Source organism: Peribacillus sp. NPDC058075 (assembly GCF_042885195.1).
GTDB lineage: Bacteria > Bacillota > Bacilli > Bacillales > DSM-1321 > Peribacillus.
Window position 1 is genome coordinate 1,826,235 of record NZ_JBHVSL010000001.1, and the last position, 26,500, is coordinate 1,852,734.

At 37.7% G+C, this 26,500-nt stretch carries 20 protein-coding genes, 1 pseudogene and 1 other annotated feature; of the genes and pseudogenes, 6 read left to right on the plus strand and 15 right to left on the minus strand.

Features of this window, described 5'->3' with window-relative positions; all coding sequences use genetic code 11:
- Positions 1-164: 164 nt before the first annotated feature.
- On the minus strand, positions 165-3,290 hold the full coding sequence (locus ACFVS1_RS09060) for an efflux RND transporter permease subunit (protein WP_387546561.1): 3,126 nt from the start codon (positions 3,288-3,290) through the stop codon (positions 165-167).
- A 342-nt stretch (positions 3,291-3,632) separates the two neighbouring features.
- On the opposite strand from ACFVS1_RS09060, the gene pssA reads away from it, so the two are divergent.
- The 5 genes from pssA (at position 3,633) to ACFVS1_RS09085 (ending at position 8,056) form a co-directional block, all read left to right on the plus strand.
- A complete protein-coding gene (pssA, locus tag ACFVS1_RS09065) occupies positions 3,633-4,124 on the plus strand; it encodes a CDP-diacylglycerol--serine O-phosphatidyltransferase (RefSeq protein WP_387546563.1) in 492 nt (163 codons plus the stop codon).
- Between the two features lie 190 nt (positions 4,125-4,314).
- Positions 4,315-5,592 carry a VTT domain-containing protein gene (locus ACFVS1_RS09070; protein ID WP_387546566.1) on the plus strand — a complete coding sequence of 426 codons (1,278 nt, stop codon included), beginning with the start codon at positions 4,315-4,317 and terminating at the stop codon, positions 5,590-5,592.
- A 46-nt stretch (positions 5,593-5,638) separates the two neighbouring features.
- A complete protein-coding gene (locus tag ACFVS1_RS09075; protein ID WP_387546569.1) occupies positions 5,639-6,361 on the plus strand; it encodes a response regulator transcription factor in 723 nt (240 codons plus the stop codon).
- Positions 6,339-7,757, plus strand: coding sequence for a sensor histidine kinase (locus tag ACFVS1_RS09080; protein WP_387546572.1), 1,419 nt, complete (start codon positions 6,339-6,341; stop codon positions 7,755-7,757). The genes ACFVS1_RS09075 and ACFVS1_RS09080 overlap by 23 nt, the downstream gene beginning before the upstream one ends.
- Positions 7,754-8,056, plus strand: a complete 303-nt coding sequence (locus ACFVS1_RS09085; RefSeq protein ID WP_387546575.1) for a DUF4209 domain-containing protein — start codon at positions 7,754-7,756, stop codon at positions 8,054-8,056. Before ACFVS1_RS09080 ends, ACFVS1_RS09085 begins: the two co-directional genes overlap by 4 nt.
- Before the next feature lie 90 nt (positions 8,057-8,146).
- On the opposite strand, the gene ACFVS1_RS09090 is transcribed toward ACFVS1_RS09085, so the two are convergent.
- The 10 genes from ACFVS1_RS09090 to ACFVS1_RS09135 all read right to left on the minus strand — a co-directional run bounded on the left by ACFVS1_RS09090 (position 8,147) and on the right by ACFVS1_RS09135 (position 19,628).
- A complete protein-coding gene (locus ACFVS1_RS09090; protein ID WP_387549265.1) occupies positions 8,147-8,524 on the minus strand; it encodes a tyrosine-type recombinase/integrase in 378 nt (125 codons plus the stop codon).
- A gap of 27 nt (positions 8,525-8,551) precedes the next feature.
- Entirely contained in the window at positions 8,552-8,752 is a 201-nt protein-coding gene (locus ACFVS1_RS09095) for a hypothetical protein (protein ID WP_387546577.1), read from the minus strand.
- Positions 8,753-8,834: 82 nt separating this feature from the next.
- The gene (locus ACFVS1_RS09100) at positions 8,835-9,032 is read right to left on the minus strand and encodes a site-specific integrase (RefSeq protein ID WP_387546580.1); all 198 of its coding nucleotides are present in this window, start codon (positions 9,030-9,032) and stop codon (positions 8,835-8,837) included.
- A gap of 1,904 nt (positions 9,033-10,936) precedes the next feature.
- Positions 10,937-11,914 carry an NAD(P)H-dependent flavin oxidoreductase gene (locus ACFVS1_RS09105; protein WP_387546582.1) on the minus strand — a complete coding sequence of 326 codons (978 nt, stop codon included), beginning with the start codon at positions 11,912-11,914 and terminating at the stop codon, positions 10,937-10,939.
- A gap of 57 nt (positions 11,915-11,971) precedes the next feature.
- On the minus strand, positions 11,972-13,858 hold the full coding sequence (locus tag ACFVS1_RS09110) for a sigma-54-dependent Fis family transcriptional regulator (RefSeq protein WP_387546584.1): 1,887 nt from the start codon (positions 13,856-13,858) through the stop codon (positions 11,972-11,974).
- Between the two features lie 195 nt (positions 13,859-14,053).
- A complete protein-coding gene (locus tag ACFVS1_RS09115) occupies positions 14,054-14,830 on the minus strand; it encodes an acetoin reductase (RefSeq protein ID WP_387546587.1) in 777 nt (258 codons plus the stop codon).
- Between the two features lie 18 nt (positions 14,831-14,848).
- The gene (lpdA, locus tag ACFVS1_RS09120) at positions 14,849-16,231 is read right to left on the minus strand and encodes a dihydrolipoyl dehydrogenase (RefSeq protein WP_387546590.1); all 1,383 of its coding nucleotides are present in this window, start codon (positions 16,229-16,231) and stop codon (positions 14,849-14,851) included.
- Positions 16,232-16,248: 17 nt separating this feature from the next.
- On the minus strand, positions 16,249-17,472 hold the full coding sequence (locus tag ACFVS1_RS09125; protein ID WP_352923542.1) for a dihydrolipoamide acetyltransferase family protein: 1,224 nt from the start codon (positions 17,470-17,472) through the stop codon (positions 16,249-16,251).
- A gap of 107 nt (positions 17,473-17,579) precedes the next feature.
- Complete coding sequence (locus ACFVS1_RS09130) at positions 17,580-18,614, minus strand: alpha-ketoacid dehydrogenase subunit beta (protein ID WP_241591709.1); 1,035 nt, start codon at positions 18,612-18,614, stop codon at positions 17,580-17,582.
- Between the two features lie 21 nt (positions 18,615-18,635).
- Positions 18,636-19,628: a thiamine pyrophosphate-dependent dehydrogenase E1 component subunit alpha gene (locus tag ACFVS1_RS09135; RefSeq protein WP_241591712.1), complete on the minus strand. Its 993-nt coding sequence runs from the start codon at positions 19,626-19,628 to the stop codon at positions 18,636-18,638.
- A gap of 281 nt (positions 19,629-19,909) precedes the next feature.
- Between ACFVS1_RS09135 and ACFVS1_RS09140 the strand changes: the two are divergent.
- Positions 19,910-20,071 (plus strand): annotated as a pseudogene (locus tag ACFVS1_RS09140) (IS110 family transposase); the annotation flags it as partial.
- Between the two features lie 537 nt (positions 20,072-20,608).
- Here the strand turns inward: ACFVS1_RS09140 and ACFVS1_RS09145 are convergent.
- The 4 genes from ACFVS1_RS09145 to ACFVS1_RS09160 all read right to left on the minus strand — a co-directional run bounded on the left by ACFVS1_RS09145 (position 20,609) and on the right by ACFVS1_RS09160 (position 26,155).
- On the minus strand, positions 20,609-21,796 hold the full coding sequence (locus ACFVS1_RS09145; protein ID WP_387546594.1) for an amidohydrolase: 1,188 nt from the start codon (positions 21,794-21,796) through the stop codon (positions 20,609-20,611).
- Between the two features lie 168 nt (positions 21,797-21,964).
- Positions 21,965-22,222, minus strand: a complete 258-nt coding sequence (locus ACFVS1_RS09150) for a hypothetical protein (RefSeq protein ID WP_387546597.1) — start codon at positions 22,220-22,222, stop codon at positions 21,965-21,967.
- Between the two features lie 226 nt (positions 22,223-22,448).
- Positions 22,449-22,698 (minus strand) — a binding site (T-box leader).
- Between the two features lie 90 nt (positions 22,699-22,788).
- Positions 22,789-24,777: an acetoacetate--CoA ligase gene (locus ACFVS1_RS09155; RefSeq protein ID WP_387546600.1), complete on the minus strand. Its 1,989-nt coding sequence runs from the start codon at positions 24,775-24,777 to the stop codon at positions 22,789-22,791.
- Positions 24,778-24,883: 106 nt separating this feature from the next.
- The gene (locus tag ACFVS1_RS09160) at positions 24,884-26,155 is read right to left on the minus strand and encodes an ATP-binding protein (RefSeq protein WP_387546602.1); all 1,272 of its coding nucleotides are present in this window, start codon (positions 26,153-26,155) and stop codon (positions 24,884-24,886) included.
- Positions 26,156-26,500 lie beyond the last annotated feature (345 nt).

The window sequence follows — 26,500 nt, forward strand, 5'->3', positions numbered from 1 at the left end:
AAAGGGTTATGTAGCTCAATGGTTGATTCGAAGTGGTAGAACTCAATAGTGGAGAAAAACAAAAACACCGACCTTATGTCGGTGTTTTTTGTAATCACTATCGTTTAATTATGGTTTAGTTTATTTTGTGTTCACTTTAAATTAAAACCCTCAAAATTCACCAGTTAGCTGATACTGCTTTCTTTTATTGTACTCATTTTTTTTGTAGCTGATTTTTTATGCAACCACTCATAAATAATTGGGATGATAATAAAGCTGTTAATGGTTGAAGTTACCATACCTCCAATTACCACAATACCAAGTGTTTGAGAAATAACAGTATCCGCATTATGAGAAAATGCAAGTGGTAACAACGTAAGGACTGTTGCAGCTGCCGTCATTAAAATCGGTCTAATCCTTGAAAGACTTCCACTTAAAACAGCCTCTTTAACAGGCATTCCTTCTTTTCGATTTCTTTCAATTTTGTCAATTAAAACAATACCGTTTGTTACTACAATACCAGTAAGCATCAGAATACCAATTAATGCTGCTAAATTCCATTCTCCGCGGAATAAAATGAGTGAGATTACTACACCACTCAATGCTAGTGGAATGCTTAAAAGTACCGATAAGGGTGCTCTCCATCCTTTGAAAATCGAAGAAGTAATGAGCAATACTAAAAGGATAGAAAATGCAACCGCAACAGACATATCGAAAATCATTTGTTTTACTTGTTCAGAGATTCCTCCCAATGTGTACGTTACATCTTTAGGAAGTTTCATGCTGCTTAGAGCTTTGTCTGCTTCGCTTGAGACTGTACTAATATCATTAGATGTAATCTGTGCTGTCACAAGGGAGAATGGCTGACCATCTCTTTCACTAACAGTTGAAGGAGACTCATCTTTTGTAATCTTAGCTATTTGGTCAAAACGGACCATTTCACCATTATTTCCATTTACCTTTTCAGCAGCAAGAGATGATAAAACATCATCCGCAGAAGCATTTATAGTAATAGTAGAATTTGCTCCTGATGCAATTTGATCTAAATATTGGTCGACAGGAAGTGCTTTGTGATCCACCGTAATGGTTGCATCTTTAGATGAAGACATGTAACGATTAACAACGGTCAAAATGTCCGCAACTTTTACACCATTATTTTGAATTGCTTTTTGGTCAAAAGTAACTTTGTACTTAGGTGAACCGTTCGTTAAATCAACTTTCCCATCTACACTTAGGTTCGCAATTTTTGTTAAGTTCGTTCTTGCTTCTTGGGCTACTTGATCTAAAGTTGTTTGATCTGAACCAGTAAACAATATACGCATTTGTGAATCATCACCAGAAATGTTCTGGCTTGTTACTGTATAGGTAACATCTTTAGTTAATGTCGGAAGCTGCTTTTGCAATTGTTTTATGACAGAATCAGCATCCTTTTCGTTCTTCAACACGACAGAAAGGTTGGCAACATTTGGATAGGTGATAAAGCCTCCACCCTGGTCAAATACATCATCACTTTGTGGTGTCATGGTGGAACCAAAATTGGATGAATACGCATCGACTTTCGGATTAGTCTTTAATGTTTTCTCAATTTTTTGCACTTCAGAATCTACTTGAATTAATGTACTTCCTTTTGGCAATTCTGCTTTAATGGCAATTTGTCCAATTTTTCCGCTAGGTAATAAGCTTACTGGAAGAAAAGCAGAATAGATACCAGCAGCTAAGAAAACTAAGATAGAACCAATAATCATTGCTTTTTTATGTTTAAAAGCAGATTGCAAGATTGGTTTCATTTTTGAATCGAGTTTGACAGTTTGTTTTTCCCCGTTTCCACCTTTCCATCCCATAAATGCAAGAGCAGGGATGACAAGCATCGCAACAAAGAATGAAATGATTAATGCAATTACGACTGACCACGCAAATCCACTGTATGATGCACTGATGGCTCCGCCAACAAAGGCGATTGGAATATATACAGCAATCGTTGTTAACGTAGAACCTAATATCGCAGGAATCATTTCAGTTACAGATGATGCAAGAATGGAAAGTAGAGGTTTATCTTTCGATTCTTCCCGTTTTCGATACATGTTGTCCAAGATTACAATGGAATCATCGACAATACGCCCCATCGCTACAATCAAACCAGAAACCGTTAAAATATTTAACGTGATTCCCATTGAATTTAAGAAGGCCGTGGTCGCTAACAATGAAATTGGAAGCGAAATAGCAATTAATAAGGTGGATCTTACATTTCGGAAAAAGAAGAACACACATATCATAGAGAATAAGCAGCCAAGTAAACCTTCTCGAACTAATCCGAAAAGAGAGCTGTTTAATTCTTTTTCTCGGTCAAGTAAAACTTGGAACGAAACGTCTTTTGGATTTACCGTATCCAAGTGAAGGTGTGAAACACGGTCCTTGACTTGATCAGCTACATCAGTGATATTTGCTGATGGTGTTTTGATTACATTTAAAGTAACACTTGGCGCTCCATTTGTTCTGGAGACGGTTTTAACGTCATTTAAAGAATGCGTAATGGTACCAAATGCTGAAATAGGAATGGCATTTCCTTCCTTATTCTTTATCGTTGAGTTTTCCATTTGCTGCTCAGTTAATGGTAACCCATCAAAAGAAACTGGTATTGATAATTGGTTGTTTACAATATTCCCCTGTGGCATTGATGGAACAGCTAAAGCAAACGATTTATTCACATCATCCAATGTTAATCCGTTTTTCACTAGGTCTTTCATGCGGACAGTTAATACATATCCATCTTTTGCTCCCCCAATTGCGGATACATCAGCTACTCCAGGAACAGATTTTAATTGTTTAATAATTTCCTGTGTTGCAGTGGAACGTAATGTTTGTTCATCTAATTGTGAGCTTGACACACTGTAAGTCAAAATCGGAAATGAACTAGTTGTTAATCTGGTTACCGAAGGAGTGCTTGTTAGTGTTTGTGGAAGATCTGCATTTCCCAAGGCTTTGTTTACTTGATCCTCTGCTTGTTTCATGTCTGTATTCATAGGAAAATACAAACTCATAAATAATCCACCGTCATAAGAAGTGGTCTCCACATTAGATAAACCATCCACTGTTTTAACGGCACTTGCCAGATTATCGGTCACTTGCTGTTTTACCTGAGCTGCTTGATAACCAGGTACTCTCATACTTACCGAAAGAGTTGTATTGTTGATTCCAGGCAAATAATCGCGTTGCATCTGGTATGCGGAAATACCGCCCCAAGACAAAATGATGACAACACACACAATCATAAGAATGGCTCTTTGCATGGTTGCCTCTACTAATTTTTTCATTTTTTTACCTCCCTGATTGTTTAATCAATAACTATTATGAAAAAACCCTAATTTCTTTTGGCAGCTACATGAATTCAAATATGATACTGTTATCCAAAACTGGGTAACCTAAGTATATAAAAGGAAACTTTTTGTTCTATGAATAAATGATTAAGAATTCCTTAAGAAGAAAAATAATTTTAGGTCAGGATTAGCTTAAGACAAGTGAGATACTTGGTGGCTTCTGTATTAAGGCTAGGTGGGACACAAGGATGTTTTACCTTTAATATTTAAGAAAATCGGAAGAATATATCGAAAATGCTACATAAATGCGGAGATTGTTCGACGTCAGGGGGGACTACCTTGTTCAATCAAATGGTAAAAGTTGTGCCTAATTTATTTACGATTGGAAATTTATTGTGCGGTGTATTTTCAATTACCTATATTATGAGTGGCTTTTTGGAAGTAGCTTCCGTTTTTATTTTCTTTTCGGCTGTTTTAGATCTTCTTGATGGAAGGATTGCGAGAAAATTAAAAGTGAACAGTGAATTTGGCGTGGAATTGGATTCCTTGGCTGATATTATTAGTTTCGGAGTTGCTCCTGCACTTCTATTTCATTCGATAGCAGAACCATCAATTTTTACATCTTTGGCATTTATCCTTTTCCCAACGATGGGAGCATTAAGATTAGCTAAGTTTAGTGTTAAACCAACGATTGGGTTTTTTAAAGAATTACCTATTCCAGCTGCTGGATTACCATTGGCTGGTATGGGATTCTTTTTATATAGCAATGCGTGGATTACCATAATACTGGCTCTCTTAATGGTAAGTCCAATAAGGGTAAAAAAACTTTAATTTTATTATCCTTTTTGGAAAGGGTACAGCTTTTTTATTTTATCCATATACCTTTTTTTTCCCTTAATACAAGATTAAAAATTCATTAACATAGAAAATGAATTCATTTATCGTGCTAAATTGTAATTAGATCTAAAGTTGTAGAATTATTTACTCTAAAGTTTCTTTTTATAAAAATGGAGGCATTTATTTGTCATACTTAATAAATTTATTTGAACATCACAGTTATCTGATATTATTCATAGGGATTTTTCTAGAACTCATGGCTCTACCTATTTCAGGTGAATTTTTAATGAGCTACACTGGGTATTTTGTATTTCAGGGAACAATGAATTACCCTTTGTCACTCCTGACAGTCTTTGTAGCAGGTGGTGCGGGAATTACTGTAACCTATTGGATTGGTAAGGCAGGAGGGTATAAACTAATTGAAAAATATGGAAAGTATATCCATCTGGGACCAGAAAGATATAAAAAAATATCCGCTTGGTTTGAGCGTTCTGGCAGTAAATTGTTGGTCTTTGCTTATTTCATTCCAGGAATTAGACATTTCACTGGTTATATTTCGGGGATTTCTAGAATGCCGTTTCGAAAATTTATTATTCCAGCTTATACAGGTTCATTTTTATGGGGATTTTGTTTTATTACTCTAGGAAAAGTATTGGGACCTCACTGGGAGGACTTCCATCATTCAGCAAGTAAATATTTCATTATTTTTATAATTATTTTTGGGGTATTGTTAGTTGGTTATTTAACTTATCGGTTTTATAAAGTTCAAATTAAAAACTTTTTTATTCATTTAATTAAATGGTTAACAAATCGACTAAAAACCATAAGAAAAACAGAAATCTTTCTTATTTTTCTCACTTTAATTTTAATCGGAATGGTGACCTTGATGCTGGGAATGGCTCAAGACTATTTAAATAATGAGTTTACTCAATTTAATATAATTGCTGAATATATAGTGACGTCTTCATTATATATGAGTTGGATGAAAGGGTTGTTAGTATTTCAATCCCCTTATGTACTTGGAGTAATTATTGGGGTAACGATCATACGCATTTGGAGAAAAAGAAGGAATAGGCTGCTTGAGTATTTTCTACTTATCGTTTCGGTTTTAGGAGCGAGGCTGTTTCATGAATCAATTATGCAGTTTTTTTCCTATCTCCAATCATTAGGGTTCGTTGCTAAATTTCATTCCGCAAATTTTCCTGATATAAATGCTACTATTAGAATAATTATTTATGGAACATGCTTATTTTTACTCATTCGTCATTCGAAAAAATATTATACGTCCATATTCCTTCCTTTAATGGGGTTAATATTATTAATGGGGTTAACAATTGCAAATATTGCATCGACCGATTTACTTCCAAGTGATATTTTGGGTGGATATGTATATGGTGGTGTCTGGATATCTTTTAACTTTTTGTTGTTTGAAATGTTAAGACTTGTTATAGAAAAGTATTGAATTGAAAATGGGTAATAAAGAAAGTGGTTAGAAGGGATGAGTGAAGTTGAAAATACATATTCTTGTAATCGAGGATGAAACTCAGATTGCTCGTGTCTTAAAAGTCGAATTGGAGTTTGAGGGTTATCAAGTCACAGTAGAACATGACGGTAAATCAGGATTAGAAACCGCCTTGCAACCTGGAATCGACTTAATTTTATTGGATGTTATGTTGCCTGGGTTAAGTGGAATGGAAGTACTAAGGAGATTAAGAAAGGAAAGGAGTAAAATTCCTGTTATTCTTTTAACAGCTCGAAATACAACATTTGATAAAGTAGCGGGATTGGATCTGGGAGCTAATGACTATGTAACAAAACCTTTTGAAATTGAAGAACTATTAGCCCGAATTCGTGCTTGTATTCGCAATTATCCGAATAAAGTAGAATCAAAGGAAGAAGAGTCCTTACCTTTATTGACAGTGTCTAACCTAATAATAAACACGGATGCAAGAGAAGTAAAAAGGAATGGAAAAGCCATTTTGTTAACACCGAAGGAATACGACCTTTTGGTTTATTTAGTAATGAATAAAAATAAAGTAGTTACACGGGAGAATATTATAATTAACATTTGGGGATATGAGTTTGAGGGCGAAACCAACGTAATTGATGTCGTTATAACACACCTAAGAAAAAAAATTGATGAAGGCTTTTCTACCCCTCTAATTACGACTGTTAGAGGGATTGGTTTTACCATAAAGGAGAAAACGGATGAAGATCACAACAAAAATTAATCTTTTAACAACTGTCTGGATGCTTTGGATACTCATGCTCATTAATTTCGTGGTCTTTTTTTTATTTATGAAAACAACAGTAAATATGGAAGAGAATGTCCTTTTTCAAAAGGCAGAAGATATTCTAAAAGACATCGATACAAATCAATCCTCTAGTTATGTTGAGTTAAAATTAAAAGATTATTTAACCGACCATTCATTTATCAGAATCATACACCCGAAAAACAAGGTGATTCATGAAGTAACGAATGATCAGAAACTCATAAAAAAAATTAAAGGAAAATACACGAAGACAAAGCAGGCTCAAACACGTTTGATCTCGGCGGAAAACGGGGAAGAAGAGGTATTGATTGTTCGTGTTCCGATTAATAATGGAAAAAATGGGAGCTTGGAAATTGGGGAACGGTTATCGGGTCTCGAAACGAGAAAAGAAATTCTTCGTGGGATCTTAGGATTTTGTACAATATTAGCAACTTTATTGTCCTTACTTGGAGGTAGATGGCTAGCTAATATGATTATGAGACCAATTTCCAATATGATAAAAACCATGGAAGAAATTGAAAAGAGCGGTGTTCCTAAAAAGATAAACATTCAAAATGAGACGAGAGATGAACTTCATACAATGGCAAGTACATTTAATCGGATGATAGATAGGCTCCAAGAAAATTTGAAGAAACAATCACAGTTTGTTTCTGATGCATCACATGAATTAAAGACGCCATTAACCGTGATTAAAAGTTATGCGAATCTTTTAAGAAGGCATGGGATACAAAATAATGAAATGGCTGACGAAGCAATCCAAGCAATTCATTCAGAGGCAACTAGAATTTCAAAAATGACAGAAACTTTTCTAGACCTAGCTAACTTAGAGAAAGAAAATGTATTAGAAATGAATGAAGTTGAATTGGTATCGATATGCGAAAGCATTTTAAAACAACTTAAAAGTGTATATAAAAGAGAAATAACACTGCGTTTCGAGGAAAATCCAATCACTATCTATGCGGATTTATTAAAGATAAAGCAGGTAATTATCATCTTGCTAGATAATGCAATTAAATATAGCAATGACAAAATTGAAGTCATCTTAGAAAGGAATCAACAACATGCAATAATCCATATAAAAGATTATGGTATTGGAATCCCAGAGGAAGAAATAGAGAATATTTTTGAAAGGTTTTACCGAGTGGATAAAGCAAGAAGCCGAGAAACTGGAGGTTCTGGTTTGGGGCTGCATATTGCCAAAAGTATTATCAATCTTCATAAGGGTGAAATTAAAATAAAAAGTAAAGAAGGATCAGGGACGAATGTAGAATTGCTTTTACCAATTAGCAATGGAAATGAGGAAAAAAATGCACAGAAGAGAAATCCAAGACAACAGGTATCGTTCCACCAATGAACGTGAAAATAAGTTCTATGCATATATTAGTGCCACAGCTTGAATCAGTTGTTCGAAAATTCTTTGGTAAGATCGGATTTGCAACAACAGTTATTAAAATAGGTACCGTACAACAAGAACAAACTTTTAATGAATTTTTAGAACGGAAGGATATTAAAGAAGCTATTTCAAAAGAAATTCATAAATATTTGGTAATGTTAATGGTGGAACAAACAGGAAGTAACTTTAGAAATAAAGTTGCACACGGGCTAATTCATCCATCTGAATGTAACATTGTTATACATATTGGAACCCATTGAATGATAAAACAGAAATGCCATTCAAAGATTAAAATGAATGACATCTGTTTCTCTAAATGAGTCACGTATTTTTAACAATTAAAAAACTGTTTATAGCTCGTTTTTTTGTTCAAAATCAATATGAGTGTACACGCTAGTAGTAACAAGACTTTCATGGCCTAATAGTTCCTGTAAAGTCCTTAAATCCACTTTATCTATGTTTTCTTGCAAGAGTAAGGTAGCACACGTATGCCTTAAATGATGAAGAGAAAATCGGTGAGCGGGTAAGCACGCCCGTTCTAGAATCTCCTTGAAAATTTTGTGCAATCCACGAGGATTTAAAGGCTTATGTTTTTGATTATAAAAGAACGGTTCACTGTAATGTTTTTGCTGCTCCAAAAGGGTTTCTTGATAATCTTCAAATAACGGTAAGACAATGGGATGAAGGGGGAGGAGGCGTTCATTTCTTCCTTTTCCTCGAACTAAAATCGTTTGATTTTCTAAATGAACTTGCTCTCATGTTAAATCCACTAATTCTTGACGTCTCATTCCTGTTGTTGCGAGTAGTTTAAACATTAATTCATTTCTAATTCTTTGCGGACGCGAATCATGTTCTAAACAAGTAAATAATTTGTGAAGCTCCTGTAAGGTCATATATTTAGGTAAATTCTTATCGGCTTTAGGTGCTTGAATACCTGCTGTGAAGTCAGACTTCATGTAATTTTCTTTTAAACAATATTTACTAAATGATTTTAAGCACGAAATGTGGCGTTGTAGCGTTCTTGGTTTAATACCATGATTAATTGACCTGATCTTGCACAAAACGCCGCACACTGGACGATGTGAGATCATCTAAGTCCAATGATCGGTTGTTAGCCGTTAAAAACTCACCGTAGAGCTTTAAATCGAATGCGTAACTAGTTAATGTGTTCAAGGAGTAATTTTTCTCAACTTCTATGTACATGAGATAATCATCCGAAACTTGAACGTAATTCATAATTATTAGAGCTCCTGGGAATTATTCGGTCCAACCCAAGGAATTATGTTCGAAACCATTTTTTATGAGAACTAACCGACTTAACTTATACGAAGAACCTTGAGAATTATCGGAAGCAACAATGAATGATATAGTCAACTTGAGGCAAATTAGGGGACTATAATGAATCTTAGGGGAATATGAAGCTCTGAACATTTTTATATTATTATTTTTTCTAGTTTACATAATATATATTATAGGAAGTTCTATTTTCAATGTTAATTTTGTCTCATATCTTAAGAATACTTAACTTAGTGAGACGAAATGCAAATTTTTATATTTAATCATGGCCATTATTTATGTTTATTTACCTCTAACTTTTTATCTAATTAGTCATTGTTAATTTATACTTTAAAACTTTTTTGTTGCAATAAAAATGATTGATCTTTGATTTGAAATTTGGATAAACTTTTCGTAATAAGATTTTTTGGATTTAAGTTAATTTCACATCAGTTACGTCATTCAAAAATAAATTTCCTGATTTTTATTTTTGCATTTTAATTTATCTGCTAATTGTTAACATAGTTCTTTTTCGGACATTTTTATGATATAGGTTTGATTATTCAATTAGTATTTGTCATTGCTTTGTTGTAGTTAGCAAGTCTATTGTATTATTTCCCTTCGTGTAAAAAACGGAAGCAGCTTCTCCTTCCCCCTTTTTCCAATCCATTCGCTTTAAGGACTAAGTCATATCCATTTGGTATGCCATTTTCTTCGAAGCCCTTGACCATTCATATCTTTTCCCTTGTTCATTTATCTGAACCAATTCAGCGTTTCTTGGTACAGGGAATTCGAATAAATCTTCGGAGGTTGTGTACGAAGAAGAGATAAAGTAATAAATGAATGCCCCGCCTATTATTAATAGAGCAGCTATGGTAAGTTCCCTGCTTGCTTATCCTTTCCTAAAGACCTATTTAAAAAAATCGTTATCTAATAATTCTGCAGTATTCTAAATTAATCCTGCTTAACTGACATGATTTATCCATATTATTATTCCGATATATATAATAAATGGGAAAATGAGAAATATCACGGGTTAACACTAATAAAAAGTTATATAAATATAATTTATTTCAATAAAAATTCAATGGATATTTTATCATGAAAGTTCTGCTTTCTTCCTGAAAATGATCATAGATCCTCTGTTTAGCCACATTATCTCCTATAAGACATATTACACTTAACCACTAGCATGAATACCCTTTAATAAATGTTTAAAGCTTATTGATGTTCAAGCTTTACCGCTTTCATATGTGCAACAACATGCTGAGAATCAGCAGGATGCTGCCAAGAGCTATAAGGTAAACCTTTAAAACGAATTTGTTTAGAAACACTGTCTACCTTCAGCAATCAGTTCTTGAGTATCGTGAATGCAATTCATTTATAAGTAAATCTTAAAAGTCGAAATTTTACATTTAATAAAGAAGTAATTATTAAGTTTCTGGAATCAAAGCAATATATGAGAAATGCCAGATGACATTAGAACCTAAGGTAGTCTGATTAAGCGGAATAATAATATTATGTAAACATTAATTGCGAAATTTTAATTGGCTATTTCTTTGTTTCTTTTACATGTGTTAAGAAATTGCTAATTGGCTATTTCTTTGTTTCTTTTACATGTGTTAAGAAATTGCTGAAAGTTGGTTGGTAAGGGATTGATGAATTATGTACCTTTTTTTCTTTCTTGAATTGGTTTTTGCGTTGCGAATAAACCAGTCTCTCCTTCAACCTTCTGTTATAAATAAGGGTAGTGCAATTTTTGAAAAAGCCTATACTTGGGCACCTATGGAACCTTATGTCTAATAAATAAAAAAGGAACACGAAATCGCACTGGATCTCTTGTACCTTTTTGTAAGATAGGCTATTTATGTTCGAATGGATTCGATACGGCTTTGGATGAATTCGAACGAGGTTTTTGCTTCTTGGATGATTTGTTTTATTAGTTCATTGACGGTCAATATTTCTTTTATGAGTCCTACGGATTGACCGCATGACCAGATGCCTCCGTCTAAATTTCCTTCAAAGTATACTTCCTTGCTTCTTTGTCCCGTAATTAGCGGAATCAATTCCTCTATTGTAGCACCTTCATTTTCAAGTTTGTCCACTTCTTTACTGACTGCATTTAATGCTACTCGCGACGGACTGCCTATATTCCTTTGGATGACAACGGTATCCGTTTCATTGGCCGATACCATCCACTGCTTCACGTTATCATGAATCGGCGCTTCTTGGGTTGCCATAAAGCGAGTCCCCATGACGATACCTTCAGCACCTAGTGATAAGGCACTGATAAGGCCTCTGCCATCTGAAAATCCCCCGCCTGCTATTACTGGTATCGTAACAGAGTCAATTGTTCTAGGGAGCATGACAAGCGTTCCTACATCACCCATGCCGGGATGTCCGCCTGTTTCATTCCCTACAATAATAATGGCATCGACGCCTAATTTCTCTGCCGATATTGCGTTTTTGACGTTCGCTACCTTATGTATCACGGTAAAGCCGTGCTCTTTAAGTCTGGGCATTAAACTTTCCGGGCTTCGGCCACTCGTTTCAACAATTTTTACATCTTCGTCAATTAAAATATCGATGAACTCATCATTCGGAGTTGCCGTTTGACTTGGGAACAGGTTCAGATTGACAGCAAAGGGTTTCTTGGTCAAAGTTTTCACTTTGCGAATTTCATCGCGGAGACCTTCTGGTGTCGCCTGCGTTTTCGAAGTGATGATGCCAAGTCCCCCCGCTTCTGAAACAGCGGCTGCAAGCGGGGCTCGGCCAACTTGGAACATCCCTCCGCAAATAATCGGATATTCTATCCCCAATAATTCAGTAATTCTCGTTTTCATTTGCCATACCCCTTTCATTTTTCAAGGATTTCTAATTACAAATGTACACACGCATGTCTATATACCATACTTATGGAGCCGCTTGTAAAATGTACTTCTTGGTATATCCATCAGCTTTGCTGCAGCAGTGACATTTCCTCTTGATTTTTGTAATGCCTCTATCATTAGATCCCGTTGAATTTTTTCACGGATCGTCAGTTCTTTTCCCGTTATGCCTTTATTAACAGGTTCCTCCCATGCAGGGTAATCGTCAGGCCGTGTAACGGGTTGAGAATGCATGGAATTCAACACTTTACCATAATCCAGAGGTCCTTCTGCAAGTAAGATGGTCAATCGCTGAAGTACATTCTGCAGTTCTCTAATATTGCCTGGCCAATTGTACTCTTTTAAACGATTCAATAATTCTTCCGTTAATGGAATATTCCAATTATTCTTCAAACACAAGTAGTTGACTAGATAAGGAATGTCTTCAATCCTTTCCCTTAAGGGCGGTACATGAATGGGGTAAACATTCAACCGATAGTATAAATCCTTCCGAAAGGATCCTTCATTGACAAGATCTTCAAGATTACGGTGTGTGGCAGTGATAATGCGAATATCCAATGAAATGCTTTTTGTGCTCCCGATCGGAACGATTTTTCTTTCCTGAAGTACACGCAGTAAGGCAACTTGCATCGCTGGAGGGATTTCACCGATTTCATCGAGAAAAATGGTCCCTCCATTTGCCTGCTCGAACTTCCCTTTGTGCCCTTGCCGTTTAGCCCCAGTAAAAGCTCCATCAACATACCCGAATAATTCACTCTCCATTAAATCTTTAGGTATGGCTCCGCAATTTATCGTGACGAAAGGTCCTTTTTTACGGAATCCATTTTCATGAATGGCCATGGCAATAAGCTCTTTGCCGACCCCCGTTTCACCGGATATATACACATTGGCTTCTGTCGGTGCAACAAGCTTCACTTTATGTAATGTGTTCTGAAAGGACTCGCTAATCCCTCTTTCCCCTTTGAAGGCAAAGCTTTCTGCAGGCATGGAAGCAGGAAAAAGCCTATTGGTTTCATAACCATAATTCTCTGATAAGAATAAACACTTACCGGAAATCCTATTATCCTCTTTGGATACTAGCGGATTTTCCTTTGCGATTCGATATCCATGATTTAACAGATCGGCCAATGCCATCCCAATGGATTGAGGAATTTTTTTGCGAACCTGTTTACTGGCGGAGATTATCATTTCTTTATGATTACAGACGATAAAAGGCAGATCTGGATAGGTTTCTGCAAGTTCTATCGAGTGCTGGATCAGTGCCAGCTCCTTTTTATAGGAACGCACCCCCATTTCCTGTTCGATCGTATATGCCAAATTGGCCACCATACCCAGCATGGAGGGATGGAAATAATCTACTGGACATGATATATCCAAAACTCCCAATATCTTACCGTCTTCATTTAAAATGGGCATGGCAGAGCAACTCCATTTGTGTGAGGCAATTGAATAGTGCTCGGTACCTTGAATCATTACGCCTTCACCCGTTTTCAACGCTGTTCCAATTGCGTTCGTTCCGACTTCACCCTCCGTCCAGCATACGCCTTCCACAAAATTTATTTTGCCTGCCTCATCGAGGATTTTCTCGTTTCCGGAAAGTGAAAGGACATATCCATCCGGATCGACCAATAAGGCCATCATTCCTGATTCCTTTATCGATCGCTCCATCCTGGATAATTGGGGTGATGCCACTTCTAATAGAAAGGAGTTTTTTTCTCTTTGAATGTCCAATAATTCATTCGTCAAAATATGGCTGCCCTTATTAAGGTATGGGTTGACTTGATCTTTTTTGCAGCGATGCCAGGATTCCATTATTCGCTTATTCAGTCGATTTGAATCGAGAACCCCTTCACTGACAAAGCGTTCCCATGTACGTAGATAACAACTAGTGGATAGCATATAATCCTCCTCTAATCATTTGGTTTAAACCTTCATTTGACCAGTCAATCTAGAGGAAAAATACCATGGAGTATGAAATAGGATGTTAATCGAGGTCTTTTTAATTATAGTAGATTATGTATCCGCTTACAATATATAGATTGAGTTTAAAAAAAAAGCATCATGTGAATATTCACATGATGCTTTTTCTTCGGTTTATGAGAAAATAACTCCTCCATCAATCATGATGGATTGCCCTGTCATATAATCTGAATCCGGTGAAGCGAGGTAAGAGACGAATTTCGCCACATCTTCTGGGGTTTCGGAGCGTCCTAAGGTTATGGAATCTGTAAACTTTTTAAATGTTTCCCCTTTAGCAAGATTCATATATTGACCCATTTTTTCATCGATTAAATCCCACATTTGCGTCCCGACAATTCCTGGACAGTATGCATTCACCGTAATGCCGAACTGGGCCAATTCCTGTGCTGCCGCTTGTGTAATGCCTCTTACGGCAAATTTCGTGGCCGAGTATGTACCTAGTAAGCTAAAACCTTTATAACTGGCGATGCTGGCAGCACTTATGATTTTCCCGCCTTCTTGCTTTTTCATTTGTTCAGCCGCGGCTTGCAGACAAAAGAGGACACCATTTACATTTATATTGAAAATCTGTTCCAGATCCTCTTGAGTTACTTCCAAAAGAGGCTTTATTTGTGCAATTCCTGCATTTGAAACCATAACATCCAGTTGGCCAAAACGTTCCACAACTTGCTTCACCATTTCGAATACTTCCCATCTATTGCTTACATCAGCTTGGACGGCAAAGCTTTCACGTCCAAGTTCCTTAATCTCATTCACGACCGATTCAGCCGTATCCAGATTGACGTCATTAATAACCACATTTAATCCATCTTGAGCTAATCTTAATGCAATGGCACGTCCGATACCACGACCTGCACCAGTGACTACCGCCGTCCGTTGACCGCTAACCATACAAATTCCTCCTTAGTTTTAGCAATGCACAGCTTGTCCTACAACATTTAAAAGAGCTTCATGTATGGATTCCGACAAGGTTGGATGTGCCGCTACTAAATCTTCCATCATATCTGCCGTTATTTCTGCATGCAGCATGACCGTTCCTTGACCAATCAATTCTGTTGCATGCTGACCAACAATGGAAAAACCTAGAATTTCATTATATTGTGGGTTCACCAGGACTTTGACTTTTCCTACCGGTTTATTGGAAAGGACAGCTTTCCCGTTTGCCGAAAAAGCGAATTCACCAACTTTAATTTCCCCATATTTTTTACGCGCTTCTTTTTCGGTCAAGCCTACACTGGCAATCTCCGGGGAGGTATAAATGCAGCGAGGGATTGCCCGGTAATTCACTTGTGCAAATTGGCCGCAGGCATTCAGAGCCGCCACTCGCCCTTCATGAAAAGCAACATGGGCAAGTTGTATGCCCCCTATCACATCGCCACAGGCATAAATTGAAGGATTGCTTGTTTGCATTCGATCATCCACCGAGATGCCAAGTCGGGAAAAATCAATATCATTTCCCTCTAAGCCCATTTCGTTCACTCTTGGTTTTCTCCCTATTGATACGAGTACGTAATCTGCATGAAGTTCTTCCAATTCGCCATCACTTTTCTCCAAAAATACCGTCTTACTGGCTGTATTGATGTTTTTGACTGAAGTGGAGGTATGGACTGTAACACCTTGGTTTTTCAATTCGTCATGAAGGATGCTCGTAATATCATCATCTTCCCCTGGAAGCAGCTTTTCCCCCATTTCGATAACGGTGACCTTGGTGCCCAACCTGCTATAAATACTGGCAAATTCACATCCGATGACGCCGCCTCCTACAATCAGCATCGAATCGGGAATGGCAGGAAGTGACATGGCATGGCCACTGTGGATGATCCATTCACCATCAAACGGTGCAAAAGGTAGTGGAATTGGTTCTGACCCCGTTGAAATGATGATCTTACTAGCTTCAATTATTTCATTTTTATTATCGTTCTCGATTCGCAGTCGATTGCTTGAAAGGATAAAAGCCCTACCTTGAATGACTTTTATTTTATTCTTTCTCATTAAATATCGAATGCCGTTCACTAATTTAGATATGACGTCTCTCTTTCGTTCCTGTACGGTTTCCCAATCGACTTCAATCGAATTGGAGGGCAGGCGAATTCCCATATGCCCGGCATTTTTCACCAAGTCATACGTATCGGCACTTTTCAATAATGACTTCGTTGGCATGCAGCCTTCGTTTAAACAGGTGCCACCCAATGGCCCATCGACTACCAATATGACTTCCTTATCCTGCTGGGCAGCAGTGATTGCCGCTACATATCCTGAAGGACCTCCGCCTATAATAGCTATACGATTCAAGACCTTTCCCTCCTATTCTATAAAATCACAGTAATCGGCTCTTCTAAATACCTTTTTAGTGTTTGTAAAAAGGCAGCGGCGGGTGCCCCGTCGAGTACACGGTGATCAAAAGTTAAACTGAGTGGCAGAATCGTTCTCTTCTCCAATTCTTCGCCAATATAAAGCGGGGTTTCGTAAGCAGAGCCGATTCCGAGTATCCCCGTTTCCGGTGTATTGAGAATAGGTGTAAAGTGCTCAACGCCATATGCCCCGAGGTTACTGATGGTAAAAGTGGACCCTTGCATGTCTTCAATAGGCAATTGAGAGTCACGTGCACATCGGGCCAATTCCTTCGCCTTACTCGATAACTGCCTTAAGGTATAATTTTCGGCATTTCTTATGACGGGAACAACGAGTCCATTCTCCAAAGCCACCGCTAATCCAAGATGAATATGCTCATACAAGATGATGTTATCTTCAATATAAGCACTATTCATTTTAGGATGCTTCTTAAGTGAAAGCACGACAGCCTTGGCAACAAAGTCCGTTATAGTCAATTTAGTTGATTCATATTTTTGCAGTGTTTCGGCAGCCTGTTTTTGCAAAATGACTAGATCAGTGACATCAACTTTCATCGTTATAGTTAACTGGGCACTGCTTTGCAAGCTTTCCCTCATACGTTTAGCGATGATGTTCCTCATTCCAGTCACAGGAATCTGCCTCGGACTCTCTAAAGTAGGTTGGAGTGGGGGAACTATGCTTTTTTCTATATTTACCGGCATGGAATCCCCTTTCTCCATTACCTTTTGTACATCTTCTTTTGTGATTCTTCCGCCTGGCCCGGTGCCTTGTATCTTCTCGATGTCAAGATTCGCTGCCTGTGCCATTTTTCGTGCAACCGGGGTGATCATCAAACGATCTCCCATTGGCAAAATGGGTGTCTCTTTTGTTTTCGGCTTTTCTTGTTCAGCAATTTTCGACTGGGTTTCTTTCGCAACAGGTTCATCGATCTTTATTTTTTCATTCGGATTTCCAATATGACAGATAACGGTTCCTGGAGGTACTCCTTGTCCTTCTTGAACCGTTATATTCAGAATTGTACCTTCAGCTGGAGATTCAATTTCCATTTCTATTTTCTCTGAATTGATACTGGCTATTGCTTCACCTTTTTCTACTGGATCCCCAACAGCCTTACTCCATAACGATACAGTGCCTTCTTTCATTGCCATGCCCAGTTTCGGCATTACCACTTCGACCGCCATATCTTTTCTCTCCCTTCAGATTGGTTTCTGTGTCCATTATCGTTTTTGTTGCTCCAACTTTTGCAGTTCTATGCGAAAAAGCTGGAGCATGCATCATGTGGATGTATTTACACCCCTAGAATGGAAGGCTCCCCTAATAATTCTGAAACGACTTGTATCACTTTTTCTGAAGTTGGAAGGTAAATATCTTCAAGCGGTGGAGAGAAAGGTACAGGTGTATGTGGTGCCGTAATCCTCTTAATTGGCGCATCGAGCGTGTCAAATCCTTTATCCGCCACCAATGCGGCTATATCCGTTGCGACGCTGCATCTAGGATTCGCTTCATCGATCACGATCAGACGATTTGTTTTTGCAACAGAGGAGAGAATCGATTCTTCATCCAGTGGTGACAAGCTCCGCGGGTCGACAATTTCAACTTCAATGCCTTTCGCTGAAAGTTTTTCAGCAGCCTCCATCGCGGTGTGAACTTGTTTACCGATGGCAACGACCGTCAAATCCGAGCCTTTCCTTTTAATTTCAGCTTTGCCGATTGGGATTGTATAGTAGCCCTCCGGAACCTCCCCTACCATGTTGTATAGCGTTTTATCTTCAAAAAAGATGACAGGGTCATTATCTTCAATGGCTGAAAGTAAAAGCCCTTTTGCGTCATAGGGGGATGAGGGAACAACAACTTTCAATCCAGGAATGCTAGTGAACAAGGCATAGAGACTTTGTGAATGCTGAGCTGCAGCCCTGAACCCTGCACCATGCATCGTTCGGATCGTCACGGGAACCTGTGCTTTACCCCCAAACATATAACGGAACTTCGCACCTTGATTCAATACTTCATCCAAACAGCTGCCAATGAAATCGTTGAACATTAACTCGGCAATCGGTCGTAAGCCTGTCGAAGCGGCTGCCATGGCCGCTCCCATATATCCTGCTTCCGCAATGGGTGTATCAAGAATTCTATCCCGGCCAAACTCTTGAACCAATCCTTTTGTGACACCTAAAACACCACCCCATGCTTCGTCATCCTGCAAATGATCGACCTCTGCACCGCCGGCTACATCTTCTCCCATAAGGATGACATTTTCATCTTTTCTCATTGCCATGGCCATTGCTTCATTTATTGCCTGTGACATACTGATTTTTCTACTCATCTCAATTCCTCCTTTTATCATTTAATAGGATACATAAACATCGTTTAATAAATCGGATGCCTCTGGATACGGGCTATCTTCACTGAACTTGACTGCTTGTTTAATAGATTCCTCTACGGCATTCTCAAGAGAAATCAGTTCTTTTTCTGCCAGCAGATTCTGATTCAGCAAGTAATTCCTAAATAGGGCAATCGCATCTTTCTCTTGTTTATGCTCCTTTTTGTCTTGTTCTTTTTTATACTTCTGTGCATCTCCCTCGAAGTGGCCATAATTACGATAAGTAACGCATTCGATCAAAGATGGGCCTTCACCCCTGCGAGCCCTCTGAACGGCTTCTTCGGCAGCTTTATACACTGCCAATACATCTTTCCCATCCACCCGGACACCCGGGATATTGTAGCTTATCGCCCGATCCGCTATCGTTTTACAGCTTGAAGCATAATTGAAAGGCGTGGCTTCCCCATACCCATTATTTTCAGCGATGAATATAACGGGAAGCTTCCAGATTGCCGCCAGATTTATCCCTTCATGGAATGTTCCATGATTGTTGGCCCCATCTCCAAAAAAACAAACACTAACATGATCGGTCTTTTTATATTTGGCAGTTAATGCTGCCCCGCATGCCAGCGGAAAGCCACCACCGACTATCCCGTTCGCACCTAACATCCCTTTATCCAAATCGGCAATATGCATGGAGCCGCCTTTCCCTTTGCAAAGCCCTGTCACCTTCCCATAGATTTCAGCCATCATCCCATTAAGATCGCATTCTTTTGCAATACAATGGCCATGCCCCCTGTGAGTGCTTGTAATGCTGTCCTTTTCGGATAGGTGAGCACACACTCCAACAGCTACCGCTTCTTCCCCAGCATACAAATGAACAAAACCTGGTAAAATCCCTTTTGCAAAAGATTCATGAACCTGGTCTTCGAATTTCCTGATCTCCAGCATTTTTTTGTACATCCAATAAGCCTTGTCCTGTGATAACTTTATTTCATTCGATTGAACCGTTTCCATTTTTCAGCCCCCAATCATTAATAATGAGTCAATTTAATATATTGCAAATGCCGTGCCAAGATGGGAGGTCGGTAAAATTGGGATTTTAACTATTTTCAGTCGAAACAAAACGAGACAAAATGAGATTGTTGTCTCATTTTGTCTCGTTTTTAAAAAATATACTAACCCAATTCACTAATCACTGAAGTGATAAGATGGTATGAATGCTGATGCAGCGTTTTTAAGATTCATTTAGGGCTTTTGTTAAGTAAGGGAGAAATAGAAAACTTAACAGGAATTCGACGGTCGTATTAGAGTCTACTAGTCATTGTCATACTCCAGTTGTTCAGCATTTCGAGGGAAGAGATTATGTACTAATTATCATTAATTAACTTGTCTTTTATCGAGAAAAGAGCACATCTCTACGAAAAGTAAAGACAGATGTGATTGATGCTTGCCATCTTTGAGAGCTGTATAATAAAGTAGATTTGGAGCCAATACCTAGAAAGAAGTTAGCAAAAACATCTTTCATTTCATTTTACCAGCGTCAAACTGGGACTTTAATTTGGTTAGCAGCATCTTTTAAAACATGTTTATAAAGTATGATCAATTCTATACCTTACCTTGATAAAATAACCTATTATAAGAGCGTGTTTAGATTGATCAAAACACGCCCTTTTAGAAATTCAATCGAATCATTATTTTATAAAAAGGATTGATTTATTTGTATTTCCTATTTAAAGATAGGTGAAAATTCGTTTTGTTATTGTTGCTTTTTCCATAAGAATAGGTTGGTTAGATTTTTTATTTATAGAATCCATCAGCTTCTACCTCGCACCATGTATGAAAGTTTCCCTCCGCACGGAGCTCCGTCTATCAGCTACAACCAATCTTTATTAGCCTATCTCGGTAATCGTTTTGCTTTTTATCAATAGAATTATCTAATACAGCAAAGCATGTCAACAACTGTACCACACCTGACAAATATTCTATTCTTTTTCCTAATCTAACTCATAATAACCACAAACAACATATCCTACTGCCTTTGCTGCCACGAGAAGGGCATCTTCATCGATATCAAATTTAGGATTATGATTAAAATAAGGTTTTTCTACTCCTTTAGGTGTACAAGCAATGTAAAAGAAGCAGGAAGGAATTTTTTCAGCATAGTAAGCAAAGTCTTCAGATGGGGGCATTGCTGGAAATTCCTTTACCTCTTTAATATCTTTATCATTTGCATTCTTAAGTGACTCAGCAACCTTTCCTGTTAATTCAGGATCATTATATAAAGGTGGATAGTCTATTGTATATGTTAGATCACATGTTACACCAAATTCTTCTTCAAGTCCTTTGACAAGCCGTTTAACTTCTATTTCAATTTTTTCTTTTGTATCAACAGTCATATAACGAATATCGCCTTCAAGCTCTACGCTGTCTTTAATTATATTAAATGTTCCTTTTCCATCAAAAGAACCAATTGTTATCACACCAATATCAAAAGGACTTAATCGACGGCTAATAATCGTTTGAGCAGCTGTAACAAAATGAGCACCAGCTACAATGGCATCATTTGCTAGATGTGGTGAGGAACCATGTCCACCTCTACCTTGAACTTTTAATTTCAAATAAGCCCTGCCGTTAAAGGAATATCCAGCATGATATCCAACCACTCCTGCTTCGTCCATTGGCAGCAGATGGATGCCAAATATATTATCTAAATCGTCAAGTACCCCAGATTCTACAATACTCTTTGCCCCGCCTGGCGGAACTTCTTCCGCATGCTGATGAATAATTTTGATTGTACCGGGAATTTCATCTTTTAATTGAATGAGGCAATCCGCTAAGACTAACAAGTAGGCTGTATGGCCATCATGACCACACGCATGCATAACGCCTTCAGTTTTTGATTTAAAGGGTATATCCGTTTCTTCAACGATTGGAAGTGCATCAAAATCAGCTCGAAGACCGATCTTTTTTCCAGGCTTTCCACCTTTAATGGTCACGATAATTCCGTATCCATTACCTACATTAGATTGAACTTCTACGTCCTTTTCTTTATAAAAATCTATAATATATTGAGCTGTTTTTTCTTCTTTAAAAGATAGCTCAGGATTTTCGTGTAGGTGCCTACGAATTTCAATCATTTCAACTTTACGGGATTCTAGCATATCCATTAATTCACTTATCATAATCTCTTCATCCTTTCATTATTTTTCAAAATGCCACTAAAGGAGGCGTTTTACATTTCCATCTATTAATTATTCTGTTATAGGGTTCCAGTTGCTAACATCCCGTGATTTTTTAAAAGCATAAGATGTTTTACCGGCATTTTTTGGCACCAAAAAGAAATTTAAAGTTTACAAATTATCAATGTCTTCCACTAACGTATAATACCCACTTTCTTTATCTTTAATGAGATGTTGTATTTTGATAAAAGGTTTCCAAAATCCACTTTTTTCTAACCGATATTTATGAAAATCAATACTCTCAAAGGTAGTTACCATAATTGCCTTATTATTATCAACAGAACGATGCCAACGGCTACTAATCCAACCAGGAACACCTTGGGATCCATTCTGAAAATTGAGTAGCTCTTCAGCTTGGATAGCAACCACTTCATCTAGTTTGCCTGGTTTAGCTGTAAATACGTCATTTCATACTATTGTATTACTTGATTCAATATCCATTATCTCCTGTCATTTAAATTATTTATCTAAATTCGTTAAAAATCGGTGATTCCTTATATAAAAGATTCGTCAGTGCTAACTGTCATTATTCCTTATGAAAAAACTAGGGAGTCAAATCCCTAGTAAAATAAATACAAAAAGGGCTACCCATCCAAAAAAGGACGAGTAACCCGTGGTGCCACCTTCATTCGCTTACTTTTTATGTAAACGCACCTATCCGTACGGAAACAATAAAATTGTTTCTATACTTAGTCTTTTTAACGGTAAGGCGTTCACCCAGACCTACTGCTTATTTCAATCTAGAAGCTCAGAAGCCCATTACCAATAATCCTGTACTGATTTCCATCAAACATCAGCTCTCTGCAACATTCTTAATGTTTACTCTTCTTCATCATTGCTCTCATATTTATTAAATTTATTCTAGAACATGGATAAATAAAGGTCATGGCTACAATAAAAAAATACTTTTTTGGTTAATAATTAAATTAGTAATGTTAGAATATTTTTCTCTCATTCAACTCAAGAGCTAATTCTTTAAAGAACTGTAGCGATTCTGGATTTCCCATGGAGTCTGCATTCACTACCTTATCAAACTCGAACCCTAATAACACTTTTCGAATCGGGACTTCCATTTTCTTTCCGTTCAATGTTTTTGGAATTTGTTCAACGACATGGATTTGGTCAGGAATAAGGCGAGGGGACACATGCCCTCTGATTTGTTCCTTGATTTTTGCCGTCAATGCAGTATCCAGGGCTTTACCGGGCTTAAGGACAACGAACAGCAACAGTGAGGAACCGCGGCCAAGCACTTCCCTATCAATGACAAGGCTTTCCATCACTTCGTCTATCGCTTCGACGACCCGGTAGATATCGCTAGTTCCCATCCGTACACCAGAACGGTTGATGGTCGAGTCGGAACGACCATAAATGATACAACTGCCCTTGTCGTCAATCTTTATCCAATCACCATGTTTCCATATGCCAGGATACGTATCGAAATAACTCTCGTAGTATCTTGTCCCGTCATGATCATTCCAGAAATATAGCGGCATGGACGGCATCGGTTTGGTAATGACCAATTCACCGACTTCATTAATCAATGTTTGGCCATGCTCATCAAAGGCTTCTGCATAAACACCCAATGCCCTTCCTTGTATCTCTCCGATTCTTACGGGCAAAGTTGGAACGCCGCCTACAAATCCGGCACAAACATCGGTTCCTCCACTGGATGAACTGAGCCAGATATCCTTTTTGACATTCTCATACACCCATTTATAACCGTCGCCAGACAATGGAGCTCCAGTTGAAAAAAGAGCCTTCAGATTCGATAAATCATATTTTCCGATTGGCTTGATTCCTAACTTCATGGAATTCGTAAGGAATGGTGCACTTGTTCCAAAGAAAGTCATGCCTGTATCTTCAGCCAATTCCCAAAGGACATCCATATTCGGAAAAGAAGGACTGCCGTCATAAAGGACGATGGTTCCTTCATTAAGCAAACCGCCCATAAGAAGATTCCACATCATCCAGCCTGTCGTCGTAAACCAGAAAACAGTGTCCTCGGAAGTCATGCCTTGATGGATTCTTGTTGATTTTAAATGCTCCAATAATATACCGCCATGTCCTTGTACAATTGGTTTTGGCATTCCGGTTGTGCCTGATGAATAGAGAATCCAAAGCGGATGATCGAATGGAACATTTTCAAAAGATAATTCTGCCTTTTCTTTTAAAAGGTCATCCCAAGGAATTGTATCTGCCAGATTCACTTCCAAAATCTTTTTTTCTATGTAAGGAACCAGCACGGTATGCTTTACAGTGACCAATTCCTGTTTAAGCTGGGAGACGACTGGTGTTTTATCATATACATTTCCATTGTACTGATATCCATCAACCGCCAGTAATACAACCGGTTCAATCTGTTTGAAACGATCTATGACGCTTCTTGCGCCAAAGTCAGGTGAACAACTGGACCAGATGGCACCTATGCTTGCTGTTGCCAAGAAAGCTATGACAGCTTCAGGTATGTTGGGCATATAGGCAACAACACGGTCACCGGATTTTACACCAAGTTCTCTTAATGAATGGGCGACAGAAGCTACTTTTTCTTTCAGTTCTTTCCAGCTGACTTCCTGTTGCCTGATATGTTCGGAACGAAAAAAAATCGCCGTTTTTTCTTCTTGCTCATTCCATAATGCATTTTCAGCATAATTAAGCCTTGCCCCCTCGAACCATTTCGCACCTGGCATTGATTGCTCCGCTAAAACCCTGTCATATTTCCTGGCTGCTTTTACATCACAATAATCCCAAATTGAAGCCCAAAATTCCTCCAGTTCATCTACCGACCATTTCCATAATTCATGATAATCATGAAAAGTTAAACCTTTTCTTTCTTTTAACCATTTCACATATTGAGTCAATACCGTTTGCTCGATTTGTTCCTTTGTCGGTTCCCAAATGATTTGTCCGTCTGTAAGCGATTTCATACAATCATCTCCCTTAGGTATCAAATGCGTCATTGAATTATTTCATAATATTGGTAGTTTACTTAAATTGTAATCTATGAGTGTAAAACCGTCAATTTACACTCAACTAAATAGGCTCATGTTTATGTATGGGCAGGTTAATAGAGAAACATGTCCCTTTCCCTTGTTCACTTGACACATGTACCGTTCCTTCCATGCTTTTGATAACGCTATATGAAACCATCATGCCTAATCCCGTCCCTTTATTTTTTGTCGTGAAGTAAGGCTCACCTAAACGGTATATCTGTTCCTGTGTCATTCCAATTCCCTGATCTTGGATCTTAATTTGAATGGTGGAGGCAGTACGAATTAAATCTATGTATATTTCTCCAGCATGTTCCATCGATTCTATCCCATTTTTTAAGATATTGAACAAGCACTGCTGGAATTTCTTTCTTTCCCCCATGATATAATAAGTTCCATCTTCGAATAAGGATAATTTCAATTCTGTTCCATTATTGCTAGCCAAGGGTTTTATGCTGTTCACGACATGCTGCATTTCTTCTGATACCCTTAATCGCTCCGTGTTTTCAGGGCTTATGGCAGCAAACGTCAAATAATCATTAATGACATCCGTGGCCCGATCCAATTCCTTCAGTGCAATATTTGCATATTTGACCTTTGTATGGGAAGACACGTCTTCGCTTAACATTTGAATATATCCCCTGGTAACTGTAAGGGGATTTCTGACTTCATGAGATATGCTTGCAGCCAGATGACTAACGATCTGCAATTTTTCCGCTTTCACTAATTTTTCGAGAACCTGAAAATTAGTGAGGATGACTTCCCATAGTAAGATTACAACAACGATTCCAATGACTTGGATCGTGAAGTATTGTTTCCATATGCTTATGCCAATAGTAAGTTCAAATACGACTGTTGAAATAAACTGCGTAAGAATATGGACAATGAATATTAATGATATACCAATAAGGATTTTTTTACTGACAGACATTTTTAGATAGTACTTAGATATAAAAAACAGGGAAATTCCCATTAGTGGAAAAGTGATGCATGATATATAAAATCCATTGTCACCCCCTGATAAATAGCGGATAACAAGAGTGATGACGATCAATATGATTCCTAACCGGTAGCCTCCATATAAACCGCCTAATAGAAAAGGGATCCATCTAAGATCCCAAACAAAATCTTCTTCTATAACAACGGGAAATAACATGCATAGAACAAGTGAAAGAATAGGGAAAATCGATAGGAAGGATCCTTTTAATGCCTCTAAACGGTATACGTACTTCACTAGATAGCTCATTTGCAATAAAAAGATCGGAAAAAGGATAATTAAAAAGTTAATCAGTAAATCTTTTGTCATAAGATTCATTTTTACACCGAACTTTCGATATTTTTTGAAGATTTAGACAGGTATATCAATCATAACAAGATAGAGAATGATAAGCTAGTGAAATTAATAGGAGGGAATTAAAATTTTCCTCTTCCGCCATCCAGGAAAGAATGTGAGGTAATGTTATAAAAAAATACCCGTTCGTAAAAGTACACTTTTACGAACGGGTATTTTTTTATATATTGGTAAAACTGTTGAATTTTCTAAGAACTAGGCTAGTTAAAATTCTTATAAGTCCTAGTTTATTTAGCTTTCTGATTAATATTTCCAATCATTCCGATTTTTAAAAGATCATCATACTTACTTATTAAACAATGACACTCT